At 73.0% G+C, this 16,046-nt stretch carries 17 protein-coding genes; 7 read left to right on the forward strand and 10 right to left on the reverse strand.

Annotation, left to right across the window (positions count from 1 at the left end; translation table 11 throughout):
- Nucleotides 1–50: 50 nt before the first annotated feature.
- Nucleotides 51–1,394: a 6-phospho-beta-glucosidase gene (locus JAO84_RS31125; protein ID WP_370415818.1), complete on the reverse strand. Its 1,344-nt coding sequence runs from the start codon at nt 1,392–1,394 to the stop codon at nt 51–53.
- A 17-nt stretch (nt 1,395–1,411) separates the two neighbouring features.
- Here JAO84_RS31125 and JAO84_RS31130 point away from each other — a divergent pair, with 17 nt between their 5' ends.
- From JAO84_RS31130 to JAO84_RS31145, 4 genes are all read left to right on the forward strand, one after another.
- A complete protein-coding gene (locus tag JAO84_RS31130; protein ID WP_370415819.1) occupies nt 1,412–1,801 on the forward strand; it encodes a VOC family protein in 390 nt (129 codons plus the stop codon).
- 52 nt (nt 1,802–1,853) lie between these two features.
- On the forward strand, nt 1,854–2,783 hold the full coding sequence (locus JAO84_RS31135) for a phosphotransferase family protein (protein ID WP_370415820.1): 930 nt from the start codon (nt 1,854–1,856) through the stop codon (nt 2,781–2,783).
- A gap of 62 nt (nt 2,784–2,845) precedes the next feature.
- Entirely contained in the window at nt 2,846–3,439 is a 594-nt protein-coding gene (locus JAO84_RS31140) for a GNAT family N-acetyltransferase (RefSeq protein ID WP_370415821.1), read from the forward strand.
- Nucleotides 3,440–3,508: 69 nt separating this feature from the next.
- A complete protein-coding gene (locus tag JAO84_RS31145; protein WP_370415822.1) occupies nt 3,509–3,958 on the forward strand; it encodes a YchJ family protein in 450 nt (149 codons plus the stop codon).
- A 42-nt stretch (nt 3,959–4,000) separates the two neighbouring features.
- On the opposite strand, the gene JAO84_RS31150 is transcribed toward JAO84_RS31145, so the two are convergent.
- From JAO84_RS31150 to JAO84_RS31160, 3 genes are all read right to left on the reverse strand, one after another.
- The gene (locus JAO84_RS31150) at nt 4,001–6,094 is read right to left on the reverse strand and encodes an MDR family MFS transporter (RefSeq protein ID WP_370415823.1); all 2,094 of its coding nucleotides are present in this window, start codon (nt 6,092–6,094) and stop codon (nt 4,001–4,003) included.
- Nucleotides 6,095–6,213: 119 nt separating this feature from the next.
- Entirely contained in the window at nt 6,214–6,471 is a 258-nt protein-coding gene (locus tag JAO84_RS31155) for a hypothetical protein (protein WP_265863207.1), read from the reverse strand.
- Nucleotides 6,472–6,808: 337 nt separating this feature from the next.
- Nucleotides 6,809–7,867: an ATP-dependent DNA ligase gene (locus JAO84_RS31160; RefSeq protein WP_370415824.1), complete on the reverse strand. Its 1,059-nt coding sequence runs from the start codon at nt 7,865–7,867 to the stop codon at nt 6,809–6,811.
- Between the two features lie 67 nt (nt 7,868–7,934).
- Here JAO84_RS31160 and ligD point away from each other — a divergent pair, with 67 nt between their 5' ends.
- Nucleotides 7,935–8,951 (forward strand): non-homologous end-joining DNA ligase, encoded by a 1,017-nt coding sequence (gene ligD / locus JAO84_RS31165; RefSeq protein WP_370415825.1) that lies wholly within the window; start codon nt 7,935–7,937, stop codon nt 8,949–8,951.
- A 28-nt stretch (nt 8,952–8,979) separates the two neighbouring features.
- Here the strand turns inward: ligD and JAO84_RS31170 are convergent, their stop codons facing one another.
- The gene (locus JAO84_RS31170; protein ID WP_370416912.1) at nt 8,980–9,711 is read right to left on the reverse strand and encodes an IclR family transcriptional regulator; all 732 of its coding nucleotides are present in this window, start codon (nt 9,709–9,711) and stop codon (nt 8,980–8,982) included.
- A 276-nt stretch (nt 9,712–9,987) separates the two neighbouring features.
- On the opposite strand from JAO84_RS31170, the gene JAO84_RS31175 reads away from it, so the two are divergent.
- On the forward strand, nt 9,988–10,254 hold the full coding sequence (locus JAO84_RS31175; protein WP_370415826.1) for a WhiB family transcriptional regulator: 267 nt from the start codon (nt 9,988–9,990) through the stop codon (nt 10,252–10,254).
- Nucleotides 10,255–10,309: 55 nt separating this feature from the next.
- Here the strand turns inward: JAO84_RS31175 and JAO84_RS31180 are convergent, their stop codons facing one another.
- The 4 genes from JAO84_RS31180 to JAO84_RS31195 all read right to left on the reverse strand — a co-directional run bounded on the left by JAO84_RS31180 (nt 10,310) and on the right by JAO84_RS31195 (nt 14,496).
- Nucleotides 10,310–11,284 (reverse strand): acyl-ACP desaturase, encoded by a 975-nt coding sequence (locus tag JAO84_RS31180; protein ID WP_370415827.1) that lies wholly within the window; start codon nt 11,282–11,284, stop codon nt 10,310–10,312.
- Nucleotides 11,285–11,488: 204 nt separating this feature from the next.
- Nucleotides 11,489–13,111 (reverse strand): ABC-F family ATP-binding cassette domain-containing protein, encoded by a 1,623-nt coding sequence (locus JAO84_RS31185; protein WP_370415828.1) that lies wholly within the window; start codon nt 13,109–13,111, stop codon nt 11,489–11,491.
- Nucleotides 13,112–13,437: 326 nt separating this feature from the next.
- The gene (locus JAO84_RS31190) at nt 13,438–13,854 is read right to left on the reverse strand and encodes an SsgA family sporulation/cell division regulator (protein ID WP_370415829.1); all 417 of its coding nucleotides are present in this window, start codon (nt 13,852–13,854) and stop codon (nt 13,438–13,440) included.
- A gap of 177 nt (nt 13,855–14,031) precedes the next feature.
- Entirely contained in the window at nt 14,032–14,496 is a 465-nt protein-coding gene (locus JAO84_RS31195) for a (4Fe-4S)-binding protein (protein WP_370415830.1), read from the reverse strand.
- A 92-nt stretch (nt 14,497–14,588) separates the two neighbouring features.
- Between JAO84_RS31195 and JAO84_RS31200 the strand changes: the two genes are divergently transcribed.
- On the forward strand, nt 14,589–15,704 hold the full coding sequence (locus JAO84_RS31200; RefSeq protein WP_370415831.1) for a WD40/YVTN/BNR-like repeat-containing protein: 1,116 nt from the start codon (nt 14,589–14,591) through the stop codon (nt 15,702–15,704).
- 38 nt (nt 15,705–15,742) lie between these two features.
- Here the strand turns inward: JAO84_RS31200 and JAO84_RS31205 are convergent, their stop codons facing one another.
- Nucleotides 15,743–16,042: a YciI family protein gene (locus JAO84_RS31205; protein ID WP_370415832.1), complete on the reverse strand. Its 300-nt coding sequence runs from the start codon at nt 16,040–16,042 to the stop codon at nt 15,743–15,745.
- Nucleotides 16,043–16,046 lie beyond the last annotated feature (4 nt).

The raw sequence follows: 16,046 nt of genomic DNA on the forward strand, positions 1-16,046 counted from the left end.
GAGCGCCCCCACTCGTAAAGGTGTTCGCCGGACGACGTCGGCCGGCCATGTCAGCGACGCAAATAGGCAAGCCCCGCGTGCTCGGCCGTGTAGCCGTCGAGCAGGCGGCGGGCCACCGCCACCGAGTCGACCAGCGGATGCAGCGCGAAGGCCTTCACCGCGGTCGCCCGCGAACCGCTCTCCGCGGCGGCCAGGGCCTCCCGCTCCACGGCCTTCACCGCCGTCACCAGACCCACCGCGTGATACGGGAGGGGGTCCACCGACACCGGGTGCGCGCCGGCCGCGTCCACCAGGCACGGCACCTCGATCACCGCGTCCGCGTCGAGCACCGAAAGCGTCCGCCGATTGCGGACGTTCAGGATCAGCGTGGCCCGCTCGTTGCGCGCGATGGCCCGCATCAGGGCGAGCGCCACCTTCTCGTAGCCGCCCGACTCCAGGTCCTCCTCGTCCCGCTCGCCGACCCCGGCCGCCTCCCGGTTGTGCGCCATGTAGGTCGCCTCGCGGTCCGCGAGCACCCGGTGCCAGGTGGCGAGGGGCGGCGTGTCCGGCTTGCCCATCTCCTCGTAGAAACCGGCCTGTTGGTCCAGGAGATAGGCACCGCGGGTCATCTCCGCCTCGCGGTAGGCGCGGACCGCCTCGCGGTTGAAGTAGTAGTAGTGCAGGTACTCGTTGGGGATCGCGCCGAGCGAGCGCAGCCACTCCGTGCCGAAGAGCCGGCCCTCCTCGAAGGAGCCGAGCAGCGCGTCGTCCTCGAAGAGCCGCGGCAGTACGTCATGTCCGCCGACCTTCAACCCCCGCAGCCAGCCGAGGTGGTTGAGGCCCACGTAGTCGATCCACGCCTCGTCCGGGCGGGCGCCGAGCACCCGCGCCACCCGGCGGCCAAGCCCCACCGGCGAGTCGCAGATGCCGATCACCCGGTCGCCGAGGATCCGCGACATCGCCTCGGTGACCATGCCCGCCGGGTTGGTGAAGTTGATGACCCAGGCGTCCGGGGCGAGTTCGGCGATCCGGTGCGCGATGTGCGTCACCACCGGCAGGGTGCGCAGCCCGTACGCGATGCCGCCCGCGCCCACCGTCTCCTGCCCGAGCACGCCCTCGGCCAGCGCGATCCGCTCGTCCGCGGCCCGCCCGGCGAGCCCGCCCACCCGGATGGCCGAGAACACGAAGTCCGCACCGCGCAGCGCCTCGTCGAGATCGTTCGTCGCGCGCACCACCGGCGCGTCCGGCACCCCCTCGCCCTGCTCGCCCAGGACCCGCTCGATCGCCGAGAGCCGCCCGGCGTCCAGGTCGAACAGGGTGACGTGGGTGACCCGCCCCTCGGCGTGGTCGCCGAGCAGGGCGCCGTACACGAGCGGCACCCGGAATCCGCCGCCTCCGAGAATCGTCAGTTTCATGCTCGTACGCTATCGGGATGCACGTCCTCAGCAGCAGGATCCTGCTCCGCCCCACCGACCCCGAGCGGTCCCGGCGGTTCTACGGCGAGACCCTCGGGCTCCCCGTGTACCGGGAGTTCGGCACCGGTCCCGACCGGGGCACCGTCTACTTCCTCGGCGGCGGCTTCCTGGAACTCTCCGGCCGCGCGTCCGCCCCGCCGCCGGAGCCGGCACCGAGGCTGTGGCTCCAGGTCGCCGACGTGCGCGCGGCCCGCGAGGAACTGCGCGGCAAGGCGGACGTACGCGTGCTGCGCGAGCCCGTCACCGAGCCCTGGGGGCTGATCGAGATGTGGCTGGCCGACCCGGACGGCCTGCGGATCGCGGTCGTGGAGGTGCCGGAGCGGCACCCGCTGCGCTACCGGCCATAAGGCCGCGAAAAGCGTTCGTCGCGCGGTGCGGTGAGGACCTAGGGTCCGGAACATGCTGCCTGCTGTGGAGACGGACGAGGAGTGGGACGCGGTCGTCCGGGACGAGGCGGTGATGCGGCCCGGCGCTGCGGAACTGTGCGCCCGGCTCGGGCTCGCCGGTGCGCCGTTGACCCGCTTCACCGAGGGATCGCAGCCGGTCTACGCGGTCGGCGACGCGCATGTGCTCAAGCTGTTCCCCGGTTCCGCCGCCCGCGACGGCCTCGCCGAGGCCCGCGTCCTCGCACGGGTCGAGGACCGGCTGCCCGTCCCGACCCCGCGGGTCCGCGCGGCCGGGGAGTACGAGAACGGCTGGCGGTACGTCCTGATGTCCCGGCTCGCCGGGGAGAACCTCGCCCACGCCTGGGAGCGCGTCCCGCCCGCACACCGGGAGCGGCTGGTCACCGAGATCGGCGAGACCCTGGCCGTGCTCCACGCCCTCGACCCCGGCCCGCTCGCCGACGTCCTCGGCCCCGGCGACTGGGGCGCCTTCGTCGACCGGCAGAGCGCCGGCGCCGTCGCGCGGCAGCGGAGCCGCGGACTGCCTGCGGAGTGGCTGGAACAGATCCCCGGATTCCTCGCCTCCGTGACGCCGGCGCTGCCGCGCAGCCCACGGCCCAGCCTGCTGCACACCGAGGTGATGCGGCAGCACTTCCTCGTCGACCCCGACGGGTGGCGGCTCACCGGCCTCTTCGACTTCGAGCCCGCCATGATCGGCGACCGGGCCTACGACTTCGTGGGCGTCGGCCTCTTCGTCACCGGTGGCGACCCGGCCCTGCTTGCACGGCTCGCCCGCGCGTACGGGGAGGACTTCGAGCCGGACGTGCTCTTCGCGTACACGCTGCTGCACGTCTACAGCAATCTGCCCTGGTACCTGCGGGCGCTCGGCGACCGGGGCGCGGGCGATCTGCGGGAGCTCGCCGAGGCGTGGTTCGGCACGGTCTGAGCGGATCGCGGAGAAGAGACCCCGGTCGCTCGTTCAAGATCACTTGTGGGGAGAATGTCCGCATGGCGAACACGAACATGCCCAAGAAGGCTGTGCTCGCGGACGCCGGGGACATCAGCCGCACGCTGGCCCTGGCCTTCGACGACGACCCGATGATGCGCTGGTTCTTCCCCGAGGACGCGACCCGTCCGGAGACCCTCGCCCGCTACTTCTCCACCCTCTTCACCCGCCAGTACCTGGCCGACGGCGTGTGCGAACGCACCGACGGCGCCGCCGCGTTCTGGGTGCCGGCCGAGGCGCAGGAGAAGGCCGTGCCGGACGGCGACACCATCCAGGAGCTGATCGCGATCCTCGGCGACCGGGCCGGCCTCTTCAAGGAGGCCGTCGAGACCGCCGCCGGGCACACCCCGAGCGAGCCGCACTGGTCCCTCGCCCTGATCGGCGCCGCCCCGGCCGCCCAGGGCACCGGCCAGGGCGCGGCCCTGCTCCGCTCCGGGCTCGCCCAGGCGGACGCGGCCGGCACACCGGTCTACCTGGAGTCCTCGAAGGCCGCCAACCTGCCCGTGTACGAGCACTTCGGCTTCCGCGTGCGCGAGGAGTTCGCCCTGCCGGGCGGCGGCCCGCTGCTGTGGGGCATGTGGCGCGACCCGCGCTGACGCGCGCCGGCCCCCCGCTGACCGGCACCTCGGCGGGGCGGGTCGCCGTCGGCACGCGACAATGAGCCCATGTCCCGACGCAAGACCCGCCCCGCCCGCCCGGCCCGCCCCGCGCCCAGCGCCCCCGCCGTGACCGCCGAGTCGCCCTGCCCGTGCGGCCTGCCCGCCCCGTACGGCGCCTGCTGCGAGCCCTTCCACACCGGCCCGGCCACCGCCCCCACCGCCGAGCTGCTCATGCGCTCCCGCTACAGCGCCTTCGTCGTCCGCGACGAGCCCTACCTCCTGCGCACCTGGGCCCCGGCCACCCGCCCCGCCGACGTCGACTTCGACCCGACGCTGCGCTGGACCGGCCTGACGATCGAGGCCACCACCGACGGCACCGCCTTCCACCAGCACGGCACCGTCACCTTCCGCGCCCGCTTCACCCACGCCGGCACCCCGGGCGAGCTCCACGAGCGCAGCCGGTTCGCCCGGCACGAGGGCGCGTGGGTGTACGTGGACGGGGACTTCCTGGACTGAGGGGCGACCCGGACCCGCGCCCCGCCCTGCCTCACCCCCGAGCTACCTCACCCCGACCCCCACCGTCTCCCGGTCCCCCCGCGGCAGCCCCTGCGCCAGGTCCTCCGCGATGAGCTTCTTCGCGATGGCGTCCGTGGCCGCGCGCAGTTCGGGGCCGCTCGGGCGGCCGCGTTCCTGTTCGACGCGGGCGCCGAGCCAGTCGCCCCAGGCCTTGGTGATGACGTCCGCCTCGCGCTTGCCGGCCTCCGTGTGGCTCAGCAGATTGCCGTGGCGGGTGAGGAAGCCCTCGTCGACCATGCGGTCGAAGACCGGGAGCAGGACCTCGGGCGGGACGCGGCGGCCCGCCGAGATGAGGCCGAGGCTGGCGTGGCCGACGATGCGGGTGAAGAGTTCGACCTGCATGACGGCCCACGCGCCGGCGGTGTCGAGCCGGGTGTCGGAGTCGGCGACGATGCGTTTGGCGGTGTCGTAGTCGGTCTTGCGGATGATCCGGCCGACCGAGAGTTCGAGCAGCTTGGCGGAGTCGCCGGCGGTGGTCGGCGAGGCGAAGCCCTCGCCCATGTCGGGGGCCGAGGCGCGCGCGGTGTCGCGCAGGGCCACCTGCTTGAGGAAGAGCGCGACGACGAAGCCGACGCCCGCCACCGGCACTGTCCACAGGAAGACGGTCTGCAGGGTGTCGGCGTAGGCCTGGACGATCGGTTCGGCGATCCCGCCGGGCAGCGCGTGGAGCCCCGACGGGCTCTGCGAGCCGCGGACGACGGCCGCCGGGTCGAGCCCGGCGGCCGCCGCGAGCGCCGAGGACTGGGCGACCCCCTCCGTCAGATTGGGCTTGAGGGCGTTGGTGTAGATGGTGCCGAAGACGGCCGTGCCGAAGGAGCTGCCGAGCGTACGGAAGAAGGTGACGCCCGACGTGGCGGTGCCCAGGTCCGCGTAGTCCACGGTGTTCTGCACCGCGATGGTGAGCACCTGCATGCACAGGCCGATGCCGGTGCCGAGCACGAACATGTAGAGCGAGGCCAGCCAGGCGCTGGTGTCCGGGCCGAGCAGGGAGAGCAGGAAGAGACCGAGGCCCATCACCAGACAGCCGACGATGGGGAAGATCCGGTACTGGCCGGTCTTGCTGACCACGTTGCCGCTGAAGATCGAGGCGATGAGCAGACCGATGACCATCGGCAGGGTCCGGATGCCGGAGATCGTCGCCGAGTCCCCGTCCACGTACTGCAGATAGGTCGGCAGGAAGGTCATCGCGCCGAGCATCGCGAAGCCGACGACGAAGCTGAGCACCGAGCACACGGTGAAGACCGGATTGCGGAACAGGCGCATGGGCAGCATGGGTTCGGCCGCCCGGGTCTCCGCCACGCAGAACAGTGCGAGCGCGATCAGCCCGCCCGCGAACAGCCCGATGATGACGCCGGAGCTCCACGCGTACTCGTTGCCGCCCCAACTGGTCGCCAGGATCAGGGCGCTGGAGCCGACCGCGACGAGCGCGATGCCCAGATAGTCGATCACCGGGCGGCTGGCGGAGCGCACGGAGGGGATGGAGCGGGCGGCGGCGATCACGACCAGGATGGCGATCGGCACGTTGACGTAGAACGCCCAGCGCCAGCTGAGGTGGTCGGTGAACAGGCCGCCGAGCAGCGGTCCGATGACGGTGGAGACGCCGAACACCGCGCCGATCGCGCCCTGGTACTTGCCGCGTTCGCGCAGCGGGATCACGTCGGCGATCAGCGCCATCGAGGTGACCATGAGGCCGCCGGCGCCGATGCCCTGGAGGCCTCGCCACACGATCAGCAGCGTCATGTTGGTGGCGAGGCCGCACAGGAACGAGCCGGTGATGAAGACGATCGCCGAGATCTGGAAGATCACCTTGCGGCCGAAGAGATCGCCGAACTTGCCGACGAGGACGGTCGCGACGGTCTCCGCCAGGAGGTACGAGGTGACCACCCAGGACATGTGGGCGGCGCCGCCGAGGTCCGACACGATCGTCGGCAGCGCGGTGCCCACGATCGTCTGGTCGAGCGCGGCGAGCAGCACGCCGAGCATGATCGTGCCGAAGACGACGTTGCGACGGCGGCTGTCGAGCACCGCGGGCTCGGCGGCGGGGGGCGCGGGCGCTGCTTCGCTGGTGGTGGTCACTCTCGCAGGGTCACACCGACGGCGGCGTCCCGCATGTGGAGGACACCCGAACCGGTGCGTGCGCCGACGGATCGGGGCGTACGCCGATGGCGCGGGCCCGGGGACGGCCGGGCGGCCCGTCAGTACCCGGGGCGCACCGGCAGCTTGGGGTGGTGCTTGGCGAGGATCTTGTTGGCTCGGGCGAGCGCGGCGAGCGCGTGCTCCCGGTCGGCCCGGTCCTCCGCGCACAGCGGCCCGCGGAAGCGGTACACCTCGCGCGCCGCGCAGTCGGCGTCGACCTCGGCCTGCAGCACGTGCAGCGGCAGGCAGGAACCGATCAGCGCGGCGACGCGGTCGGGGATCGGCACGGGGACGAGGGTCGAGGGCGAGGCGATCACGGTCGGTCCTTGTGGGGGTCGCGGGCGGGGCGGACGAGAGTTTCTCTCCGCCGTACGTACTTCCATACGTACCGGATGCCGGTGCCGGTTCGCCGACGGCCCTGTCACCGCCGCGCAACACCCGGGGCGCCGCCTCGCCGCGGCGTACGGGCGGGCGCGCCGGGGCCCCGGACGTTCCCGCAGGTGCGGCTGGGTGCGCCCGTCCTGTCGAGCGTCAGTCCATCGAACGGAGTGGCGGGAAGCGGCCGTTGCGCGCAAACATGATGTGGGGCATCTCACGTCCGCCCGGCGCCGTAACGATCTCCGTGTGGTAATGGGGGGCGGCGAGTCCGCGCCGCTACGAGAGGATCTCGCCGAGGTCGTACGAGACCGGCTCCTCCAGCTGCGCGTAGCCGCAGGACTCCGGGGTCCGGTCCGGGCGCCAGCGCTTGAACTGGGCGGTGTGCCGGAAGCGGTCGCCCTCCATGTGGTCGTACCCGACCTCGCAGACCCGCTCCGGCCGCAGCGCCACCCACGACAGGTCCTTCTTGCCCGACCAGCGGCTCGGCGCGCCCGGCAGACGTGAGGACTCGTGCGCCGACTCGTCCGTCCAGGCCGCCCACGGATGCCCGTCCGGCGGGTCCATGACCAGCGGGGCCAGCTCCTCGACCAGTTCGGCCCGGCGCTGGGCGGTGAACGCCGCGCACACGCCGACGTGCTGGAGCGCGCCCCGGTCGTCGTACAGGCCGAGCAGCAGCGAGCCGATCACCGGCCCGCTCTTGTGGAAGCGGTATCCGGCCACGACCACATCGGCGGTGCGCTCGTGCTTGATCTTGTACATCAGCCGTGCGTCCGGCCGGTACGGCAGGTCGAGCGGCTTGGCGATCACCCCGTCGAGCCCGGCGCCCTCGTACTGCTCGAACCAGCGCGCCGCGAGCTCCGGGTCCGTCGTCGCGGGCGCGAGGTGCACCGGGGGAGTCACCCCGTCGAGCGCCCGCTCCAGGGCGGCGCGCCGCTCGGCGAGCGGCGTGTCGAGGAAGGCCTCGTCGTCCAGGGCGAGCAGGTCGAAGACGACGAACCGGGCCGGGGTGGTCTCCGCCAGCATCCGCACCCGCGAGTCGGCCGGGTGGATCCGCTCGGTGAGCCGGTCGAAGTCCAGCCGCCCGCCGTGCTCGATGACGATCTCCCCGTCCACCACGCAGCGCTCCGGCAGCCGGGCGAGCAGCGCCTCGACGAGCTCGGGGAAGTACCGGGTCAGCGGCTTGCCGGTGCGGCTGCCGATGAAGAGCTCCGGCCCGTCCCGGTGCACCAGGGCGCGGAAGCCGTCCCACTTGGCCTCGTACTGCATCCCCGGTGGGATCTTCTTGACGGCCTTCGCCAGCATCGGTTTCACGGGCGGTATCACCGGCAGGTCCATGCCCGCGATTCTAGGGATGGTTCGTCCCGATATGCGCGCCATGGGCGCCCGCCCTAGGCTGACCGGCATGGCAGGCAAGGCGGCAGCGGTGGAGCTCGAGGTCGGCGACCGGACCGTGAAGGTGTCCAACCCCGACAAGGTGTACTTCCCCGAGCCCGGCTACACCAAGATGGACCTGGTCCGCTACTACCTGACCGTCGGCGAGGGCATCACCCGCGCCCTGCGCGACCGGCCCACCACCCTGGAGCGCTACCCCGACGGCGTGACCGGCGAGTCCTTCTTCCAGAAGCGCGCGCCCAAGTACCTGCCCGACTGGATCCCCACCGCCCACATCACCTTCCCCAGCGGCCGCTCCGCCGACGAGATGTGCCCCACCGAGCCGGCCGCCGTGCTCTGGGCGGCGAACCTGGGCGCGGTCACCTTCCACCCCTGGCCGGTACGCCGGGAGGACACCGACCACCCCGACGAACTGCGCCTCGACCTCGACCCGCAGCCCGGCACCGACTACGCCGACGCCGTCCGCGCCGCCCACGAACTGCGCGCGGTCCTCGACGAGCACGGGCTGCGCGGCTGGCCCAAGACCTCCGGCGGCCGCGGTCTGCACGTCTTCGTGCCGATCCTGCCCAAGTGGACCTTCACCCAGGTCCGGCGGGCCGCCATCGCCTGCGGCCGGGAACTCGAACGGCGCATGCCGGACCGGGTCACCATCAAGTGGTGGAAGGAGGAGCGCGGCGAGCGGATCTTCCTCGACTACAACCAGACCGCCCGCGACCGCACCATCGCCTCCGCCTACTCCGTCCGCCCCCGCCCGCACGCGCCCGTCTCCGCGCCGCTGCGCTGGGAGGAGATCGACGACGCCGTCCCGCGCGACTTCGACATCCGTACGATGCCGGCGCGGTACGCCGAACTCGGCGACGTGCACGCCGACATGGACGCCGAACGCTTCAGCCTTGAGCCGCTGCTCGAACTGGCCCGGCGGGACGAGGCCGAGCACGGCCTGGGCGACCTGCCCTATCCGCCGGAGTACCCGAAGATGCCGGGCGAGCCGAAGCGGGTCCAGCCGAGCCGCGCGAAGAAGGACTGACGGGCCGGTCCGTGCGGGCTCCGGGCTGTTACGCCTCCGGCGCGCGCCGCTCGCCGGGCGGGAGCAGCAGCACCTCCAGGGCACGGGCACACGCCCCGGCCCGCGCCAGGAACCAGTCGAGCCGGGCGTCCGCGAGCAGCCGCCGGTCGGCCCGTACGGCCAGGGCGAACCGGGCCCGCCCCGACCGGTCCAGGACCGGCACCGCCAGCGTGCGCTCCCCGGGCTGCGGGTCGTCCTCGGCCAGGGCGTGGCCCCGCTCCCGTATCCGCGCCGACTCCGGATCCGCCGCGCCGCCGCCCGGCTCACCGGGCCCCGGCCAGGCCAGCAGCACCCGGCCCTGCGCGGTCGCGTGCAGCGGCCGGCGCAGCGAGACCTTCGGGGTGACCGCCCCGCCGGCCACCGTCACCGCGTACGCGCCGCTGCGCAGCGCCAGGGTGACCGTGCCGCCGGTTCGCTCGGCGAGATCGCCCAGCTCGGGCCCGGCCAGATGCAGTCCCCGCTGGTGGTACGAGAGCCGGCCGAGCTCCGTGACCACCGGGCCGAGCCGGTAGCGCGCCGTCCGCGGGTCCTGCTCCAGGAAACCGGCGGAGAGCAGCGTCCGGGCGAGCCGGTGCGCGGTCGAGGTGGACAGACCGAGCCGGCGGGCCAGGTCCGAGGCGCTCGGGTCGGGCCCGTTGTCCTGGAAACAGCTCAGGACGTCCAGGGCCCGGCGGACGGCCTGCGCCCCGGCGGGTACGGGCTCGGGCGCGGACAGGGGCACCGGCGGGGCGAACGACGGGTCGGCCTGGAGGGTCATGGTCCCCACGCTGCCACATGGCGGGAGCCCCGCCGGGCGGGATCCGGTGAACGGAAACACACCGTTCACGCGCACTCCCATGCGCTGGGACGCGGCCGGCCCCCGGATCCGCGGATCATGGCCGAAACCGGTCGGACCGGCGCGCCGGAAACCCGCCCCGGCGCGCCGTGTTGACGTCCGGGCGGCCCCGTTGATCGGACGTTGATGGCTCGTTTAGAGCCCCGGACCACAGTGGTTCCCATGCAGAACGACACCATGACCCTCACCCCGCTGCCCCTCGTGGCCGACGACCTCTCGTGGCAGGAGGACGCGCTGTGCGCCCAGGCCGGGCCGGAGTTCTTCTTCCCGGCGCCGGGCTCCTCGACCCGCGAGGCGAAGCTGCTGTGCGGGGCCTGCGAGGGCCGCATCGCCTGCCTGGAGTACGCGCTGACGCACGACGAGCGGTTCGGCGTGTGGGGCGGCCTCTCGGAGAAGGAGCGGATCCGGCTCAAGCGGCGCCGGGGCTGAGCCCGCGCGGGGGCTCAGCCCCGGCCACGCGGCGCTCAGCCCCAGCCACTCGGTCTCAGCCGGCCGCGCGGGCTTCCAGCCGCGCCTTGCGCGCCGCGAGCCGCTCGTCGAACTTGCGGGCCTCGGCGTCCAGGCCGTTCATGTACAGACCGAGCTCCTCCTGGGCCTGCAGACCCTCCGGGCCGAGCCCGTCGATGTCGAGGACCTTGAGGAAGCGGAGCACCGGCTGCAGCACGTCGTCGTGGTGGATGCGCAGGTTGTAGATGCCGCCGATGGCCATCTGGGCCGCCGCGCGCTCGAAGCCGGGCATCCCGTGGCCGGGCATGCGGAAGCCGACGACCACGTCCCGTACCGCCTGCATGGTCAGGTCGGGGGCGAGCTCGAAGGCCGCGCCCAGCAGGTTGCGGTAGAAGATCATGTGCAGGTTCTCGTCCAGCGCGATGCGGGCGAGCATCCGCTCGCAGACCGGGTCGCCGGAGTGGTGGCCGGCGTTGCGGTGCGAGATGCGGGTGGCGAGCTCCTGGAAGGAGACGTACGCGATCGAGTGCAGCATCGAGTGCCGGTTGTCGGACTCGAATCCCTCGCTCATGTGCACCATGCGGAAACGTTCAAGCTCGTCCGGGTCGACGGCCCGCGAGGCCAGCAGGTAGTCGCGCATCACGATGCTGTGCCGGCCCTCCTCGGCGGTCCAGCGGTGCACCCAGGTGCCCCAGGCGCCGTCGCGGCCGAAGAGGGTGGCGATCTCGTGGTGGTAGCTCGGCAGGTTGTCCTCGGTCAGCAGGTTCACCACGAGGGCGATCCGGCCGACGTCGGAGAGTTTCGACTGCGAGCGGTCCCAGGCCTCGCCGTCCTCGAAGAGGCCCGGGAAGTTCCGGCCGTCCGACCACGGGACGTACTCGTGCGGCATCCAGTCCTTGTAGACCTTCAGATGCCGGTTGATCTCCTTCTCCACGGCCTCTTCGAGGGCGTACAGGAGCCGTGCGTCGGTCCACCCTGAAGAAGTACCGAGGTGGGGAGAGGTGAGCGTCACGGGGGACTCCTGGGGACGGAGAGGGCATACGAACTACCTACGGCTTCGTAGGTTACGAGACCGTAGGTTAAGGCCCCGTAAGGCGTCGGCCAAGCCCGTCTCGGCGATGTCCGGTTACGTTCCGCTATGCCCCCAGGTCCCGTACCACGGAAGAGACCCAGGTCACGCGTTTGTTCGCCGGGTCCCCCGTGGTCGGGCGGCTACTCAGAGCAGACGTTCGGCCGGCGTCGGCCGCAGCGTGCCGTCGAGGGTCAGCCACCGCGTGATCCCCAGCGATTCGAGGAACGGCAGGTCATGGCTGACCACGACCAGCGCACCCTCGTACGCCTCGAGGGCGGACGTCAGACTGCGGACCGAGGCCAGGTCCAGGTTGTTCGTCGGCTCGTCGAGGAGCAGCAGGCGCGGCGCGGGCTCGGCGAGCAGCAGCGCCGCCAGCGTCGCCCGGAAGCGCTCACCGCCCGACAGCGTCCCCGCCGCCCGGTCCGCCCGGGCGCCCCGGAACAGGAACCTGGCGAGGCGCGCCCGGATCTCGTTGGGCGTGGCCCGCGGCGCGAACCGCGCCACGTTCTGCACCACGCTCAGCCCGTCGTCCAGGACGTCGAGCCGCTGCGGCAGGAAGCGCAGCGGCACGTGCACCTCGAACTCGCCCGAGACCGGGGCGAGTTCGCCCGCGAGCGTCCGCAGCAGGGTCGTCTTCCCGGCCCCGTTCCGGCCGAGCAGCGCCACCCGCTCGGGTCCCCGCAGCTCGAACCCGCCGTCGACCCGTGCCCCGTACGGCAGTTCCAGATCGCGCAGGGTCAGCACGTCCTGCCCGGGGTGCACGGTGGTACGGGGCAGTTCGACGCGGATCTCGTCGTCGTCCCGCACCAGCTCCACCGCCGCGTCGAGCCGCGAACGCGCCGCGTCGAGGCGTTCGGCGTGCAGCGCCCGGTGCTTCCCCGCGGACACCTCTGCCTGGGCCCTGCGGTTGTTCGCGACGATCTTCGGCACCACCTTGTTCTCGAAGCTCTTCTGCGCGTAGCGCCTGCGCCGGGCCAACTTGACCTGGGCGTCGGAGAGTTCGCGCTTCTGCCGCTGTACGTCGGCCTCCGCGACCCGCACCATCCGCTCGGCCGCCTCCTGTTCGGCGGCCAGCGCGGCCTGGTAGTCCGACCAGGCGCCCCCGTACCAGGTGACCTCGCCGTCCCGGAGATCGGCGATCTGGTCGACCCGTTCGAGGAGTTCGCGGTCGTGGCTCACCACGACGAGGACGCCCGTCCAGGCGTCCACCGCCTCGTAGAGCCGGCGCCGCGCGGCCAGGTCCAGATTGTTGGTCGGCTCGTCGAGCAGCAGCACCTCGGGCCGGGCGAGGAGCAGCGCGGCGAGCCGCAGCAGCACGGATTCGCCGCCGGACAGCTCCCCGATCGTGCGGTCCAGTCCGATGTGGCCCAGGCCGAGCTGGTCGAGCACCGCCCGGGCGCGTTCCTCCACGTCCCAGTCGTCGCCGACGGCCGCGAAGTGCTCCTCGGCCGTGTCGCCCGACTCGATCGCGTGCAGGGCGGCCCGTGCCGCGTCGATGCCGAGCGCCCGGTCGACCCGCAGCGCGGTGTCCAGGACCAGGTTCTGCGGCAGATAGCCGATCTCGCCGGCCGTGCGGATGGTGCCCGAGGACGGGGTCAGCTCCCCGGCGAGCAGCTTGAGCAGGGTCGACTTCCCTGCGCCGTTGAGCCCGACCAGACCGGTCCGGCCGGGGCCGACCGCAAGCCGGAAGTCGTCGAGGACCCGAGTGCCGTCGGGCCAGGAGAAGGAGAGGGACGAACACGTGATGAAGACGGGGCGAGTTGCCAAGAGGGCCTCCCGGATGCGAAGCGTGGAAAAGGGGCATCGCGTGAGACACCGGGGCGCGGCGGGACGTCGGGACCAGGAGATCCGGGCCGGAACGGAGACCGGAGCGGCAGGAGCGCTCGTACGCCGAGGTCGGACGACGGCACACGCGGCGGCAGCAGGCAACAGGCAAGGCGGCACGCGCGGCACGATGTCTCAGGACCTCAGACGTTCAACGGCCTGCTCCGATCTGGCGACGACAACGACGCGGACGACGCTACGGGCGGGGTCCGGGGGAGGGCAACCGATTTATCGGGGCGCGTTGATGGGGGCGCGTTGATCGGGGCGCGCTAGGGGTGCTCCTCCAGGAGCTGCGCCAGGTCCTGGTCCCAGTCCACGTACTGGTGCTCGCGGCCGGACGGCACCATGTGCTGCGAGCGCTCCAGGAAACTGCGCAGCTCCGAGGTGCGGATGTGCACCATGGCCACGCCCTCGGGCGCGTGGAACTCGACCACCGTGCGGTCGTAGCCGTACGGCCGCAGCCGTACGTCCCCGACGCCGGCCGGCCCGTCCACGCCCTGCACGAGCAGCTCGCGGGCGAACGCCCAGGACACCTCGACGCCCTCCAGGGTTGCGGGCGGCGGGAAGGCCATGCTCACGGCGTACGGGTCCGCGCGGTCGTAGCGCAGGGTGGCGGCGACCGACTCCGTGCGGGGTGCGGACGCGACCAGACGGGCCTGCACGGCCTGCTCGATGACCTTGGACATGGGCCAGCCTCCTGTCGCGGTGCCTTGCATCCGCTGCCTCTGCCTGACACAAGGAGAGACGATCCTCGGGGCCGGATCGTGCACCGGAGGGGTACGTGAGCTGTGTCACCGCCGGGGCGCGGGCGCGCCGGCAGGGCTCCTCGGCTCCTCGGCGACTTTCGGCGTTCGGCAGTGGCCTCAGCGGTTCTCGGCCCGGTCGAAGTCGCCGCCCGCGCAGGGGCCCGAGTGGTCGCAGTACGGCTGGTTCCCGGAGGCCCCGCAGCCGCACAGCACCGCCCGGACCTCGTGCCGCTCGCCGCTGCCGGTGCGAACCCGCAGGTCACCGCGGAGCAGCAGACGTCCGTCCGGCATCCGGCGGACGGTGGTCGGGTCGTCCGGCGGTTCGGCCGCGCCGTCCGCCAGGTGGTAGCGCAGCGCGCCCGAGGGGCAGCGGCGGACCACCTCGGCGACCTCCGAAGGCGCCGCCTCGCCGGGCTGCACCCAGGGCCGCTTCTGCAGGTCGAAGACGGCCGGGAGACCGCGCACGCACTCGGCCGCGTGCAGACAGCGGCGTGGCTCGAACGTGACGGTGATGCCCTCGCCGTCGTACTCCTTGAGCTTCGGCGCCTCGTCGGGGACGGGGTCGTTCACGCGGTCCGTCATGCCCACCAGCCTAGGAAGGCGGCGGCCGGTACGCACTCCGGCCGACGAGGCGCTCTGGACGGGGTCTTCGCCGTGGGCTAGCTTCCGGCGCCATGACGTCCATGGGGAAGACGAGACGAGTGGTGGCGGCGGGACTGGCCGGGGCGGCGCTGTCCATGGCCCTGACGGTGCCGGCCGAGGCGGCGGGCACGGCGGGGGCCGCGGAGGCGGCCGACGGGCACGCCACGGGTGCGTGGCGGGGCTGGCGGCTCACCGAGACCGGCACCGACGCGCGCTTCCGCGGCCTTGCCGCGGTCAGCCGCTCGGTGGCCTGGGCCGCCGGGTCCAAGGGCACGGTGCTGCGCACCACCGACGGCGGAGCGAGCTGGCGGAACGTCTCTCCGCCCGAGGCCGCCGGTCTGGAGTTCCGCGACGTCGAGGCCTTCGACGTGCGGCGGGCCGTGGTCCTGGCGATCGGCGAGGGTGAGGCGTCCCGGATCTTCCGCACCGAGGACGGCGGGACGACCTGGACGGAGTCCTTCCGCAACACCGACCCGCGCGCCTTCTACGACTGCATGACCTTCTTCGACCGGCGGCACGGGCTCGCGATGAGCGACCCGGTCGACGGCAAGTACCGCATCCTGTCCACCCGCGACGGCGGCCGCTCCTGGGAGGTCCTGCCGAGCGACGGCGTGCCGGCGGCGCTGCCCGGCGAGGCCGGGTTCGCGGCGAGCGGCCAGTGCCTGGTGTCCGCCGGCCCGCGCGACGTGTGGCTGGCGACCGGCGGCGGCGCGACCGGGCGCGTGCTGCACTCGGCGGACCGAGGGCTGACCTGGACCGCCACCGAGACCACCGTCCCGGCGGGCGAGGGCGCCAAGGGCGTCTTCGGGCTCGCCTTCCGCGACCGCCGGCACGGCATCGCGGTCGGCGGCGACTACCGCAAGGACGAGCCCTCGCCGCTGGCCGCCGCCGTCACCGGCGACGCCGGCCACAGCTGGACCGCCGCCACCACCCCGCCGCCCGCCTACCGCTCCGGCGTCGCCTGGCTCCCACACACCATGTCCACCGCCCTCGCCGTCGGCCCCACCGGCACCGACCTCACCACCGACGGCGGCCGCACCTGGCGCACGGTCGACCCCGGCTCGTACGACACGGTCGACTGCACCCCCGACGGCGCCTGCTGGGCCGCCGGCGAACAGGGCCGCATCGCCCGGGCGGAATGCCGCTGACGAAGCCGTCCGGGGGCCGGGGCCCGGCCCCCGGACGGTCAGACGGGCAACTCGTCCCGGAACGGCGCCAGTCCGTCCACCGACTTGGTCGCGTAGAACTGCACGATCCGGTACGCACACACCCCGGCGACGACGAACGGATCGCCCGCCACGATCTCCTCGATCTCCCCCCGCCCGACCCCACCGGCCAGAATCACCCCACCGTCCCGCGGCTCCTTCCGCCCGGACGCCAGGAACACCCCTTCGGCATACCGCGCGTTCAGCCACTCGACATGCGCGCCGAGCAGCGCGTCGACCCGCTCGATGGGCGCCGTATAACTCAACTCAAGGACGAACATGCCC

Source organism: Streptomyces fradiae, assembly GCF_041270065.1.
Taxonomy (GTDB): Bacteria; Actinomycetota; Actinomycetes; order Streptomycetales; family Streptomycetaceae; genus Streptomyces.

Bases quoted from the DNA above. Each gene is read 5' to 3' on its own strand.
- JAO84_RS31160 (WP_370415824.1), bottom strand. From the start codon at position 7,867: ATGGACCTGCCGGTGATACCGCCCGTGAAACCGATGCTGGCGAAGGCC.
- ligD (WP_370415825.1), top strand. From the start codon at position 7,935: ATGGCAGGCAAGGCGGCAGCGGTGGAGCTCGAGGTCGGCGACCGGACC.
- JAO84_RS31205 (WP_370415832.1), bottom strand. From the start codon at position 16,042: ATGTTCGTCCTTGAGTTGAGTTATACGGCGCCCATCGAGCGGGTCGAC.
- JAO84_RS31135 (WP_370415820.1), top strand. From the start codon at position 1,854: ATGCTGCCTGCTGTGGAGACGGACGAGGAGTGGGACGCGGTCGTCCGG.
- JAO84_RS31175 (WP_370415826.1), top strand. From the start codon at position 9,988: ATGCAGAACGACACCATGACCCTCACCCCGCTGCCCCTCGTGGCCGAC.
- JAO84_RS31140 (WP_370415821.1), top strand. From the start codon at position 2,846: ATGGCGAACACGAACATGCCCAAGAAGGCTGTGCTCGCGGACGCCGGG.
- JAO84_RS31195 (WP_370415830.1), bottom strand. From the start codon at position 14,496: ATGACGGACCGCGTGAACGACCCCGTCCCCGACGAGGCGCCGAAGCTC.
- JAO84_RS31190 (WP_370415829.1), bottom strand. From the start codon at position 13,854: ATGTCCAAGGTCATCGAGCAGGCCGTGCAGGCCCGTCTGGTCGCGTCC.
- JAO84_RS31130 (WP_370415819.1), top strand. From the start codon at position 1,412: ATGCACGTCCTCAGCAGCAGGATCCTGCTCCGCCCCACCGACCCCGAG.
- JAO84_RS31145 (WP_370415822.1), top strand. From the start codon at position 3,509: ATGTCCCGACGCAAGACCCGCCCCGCCCGCCCGGCCCGCCCCGCGCCC.
- JAO84_RS31125 (WP_370415818.1), bottom strand. From the start codon at position 1,394: ATGAAACTGACGATTCTCGGAGGCGGCGGATTCCGGGTGCCGCTCGTG.
- JAO84_RS31200 (WP_370415831.1), top strand. From the start codon at position 14,589: ATGACGTCCATGGGGAAGACGAGACGAGTGGTGGCGGCGGGACTGGCC.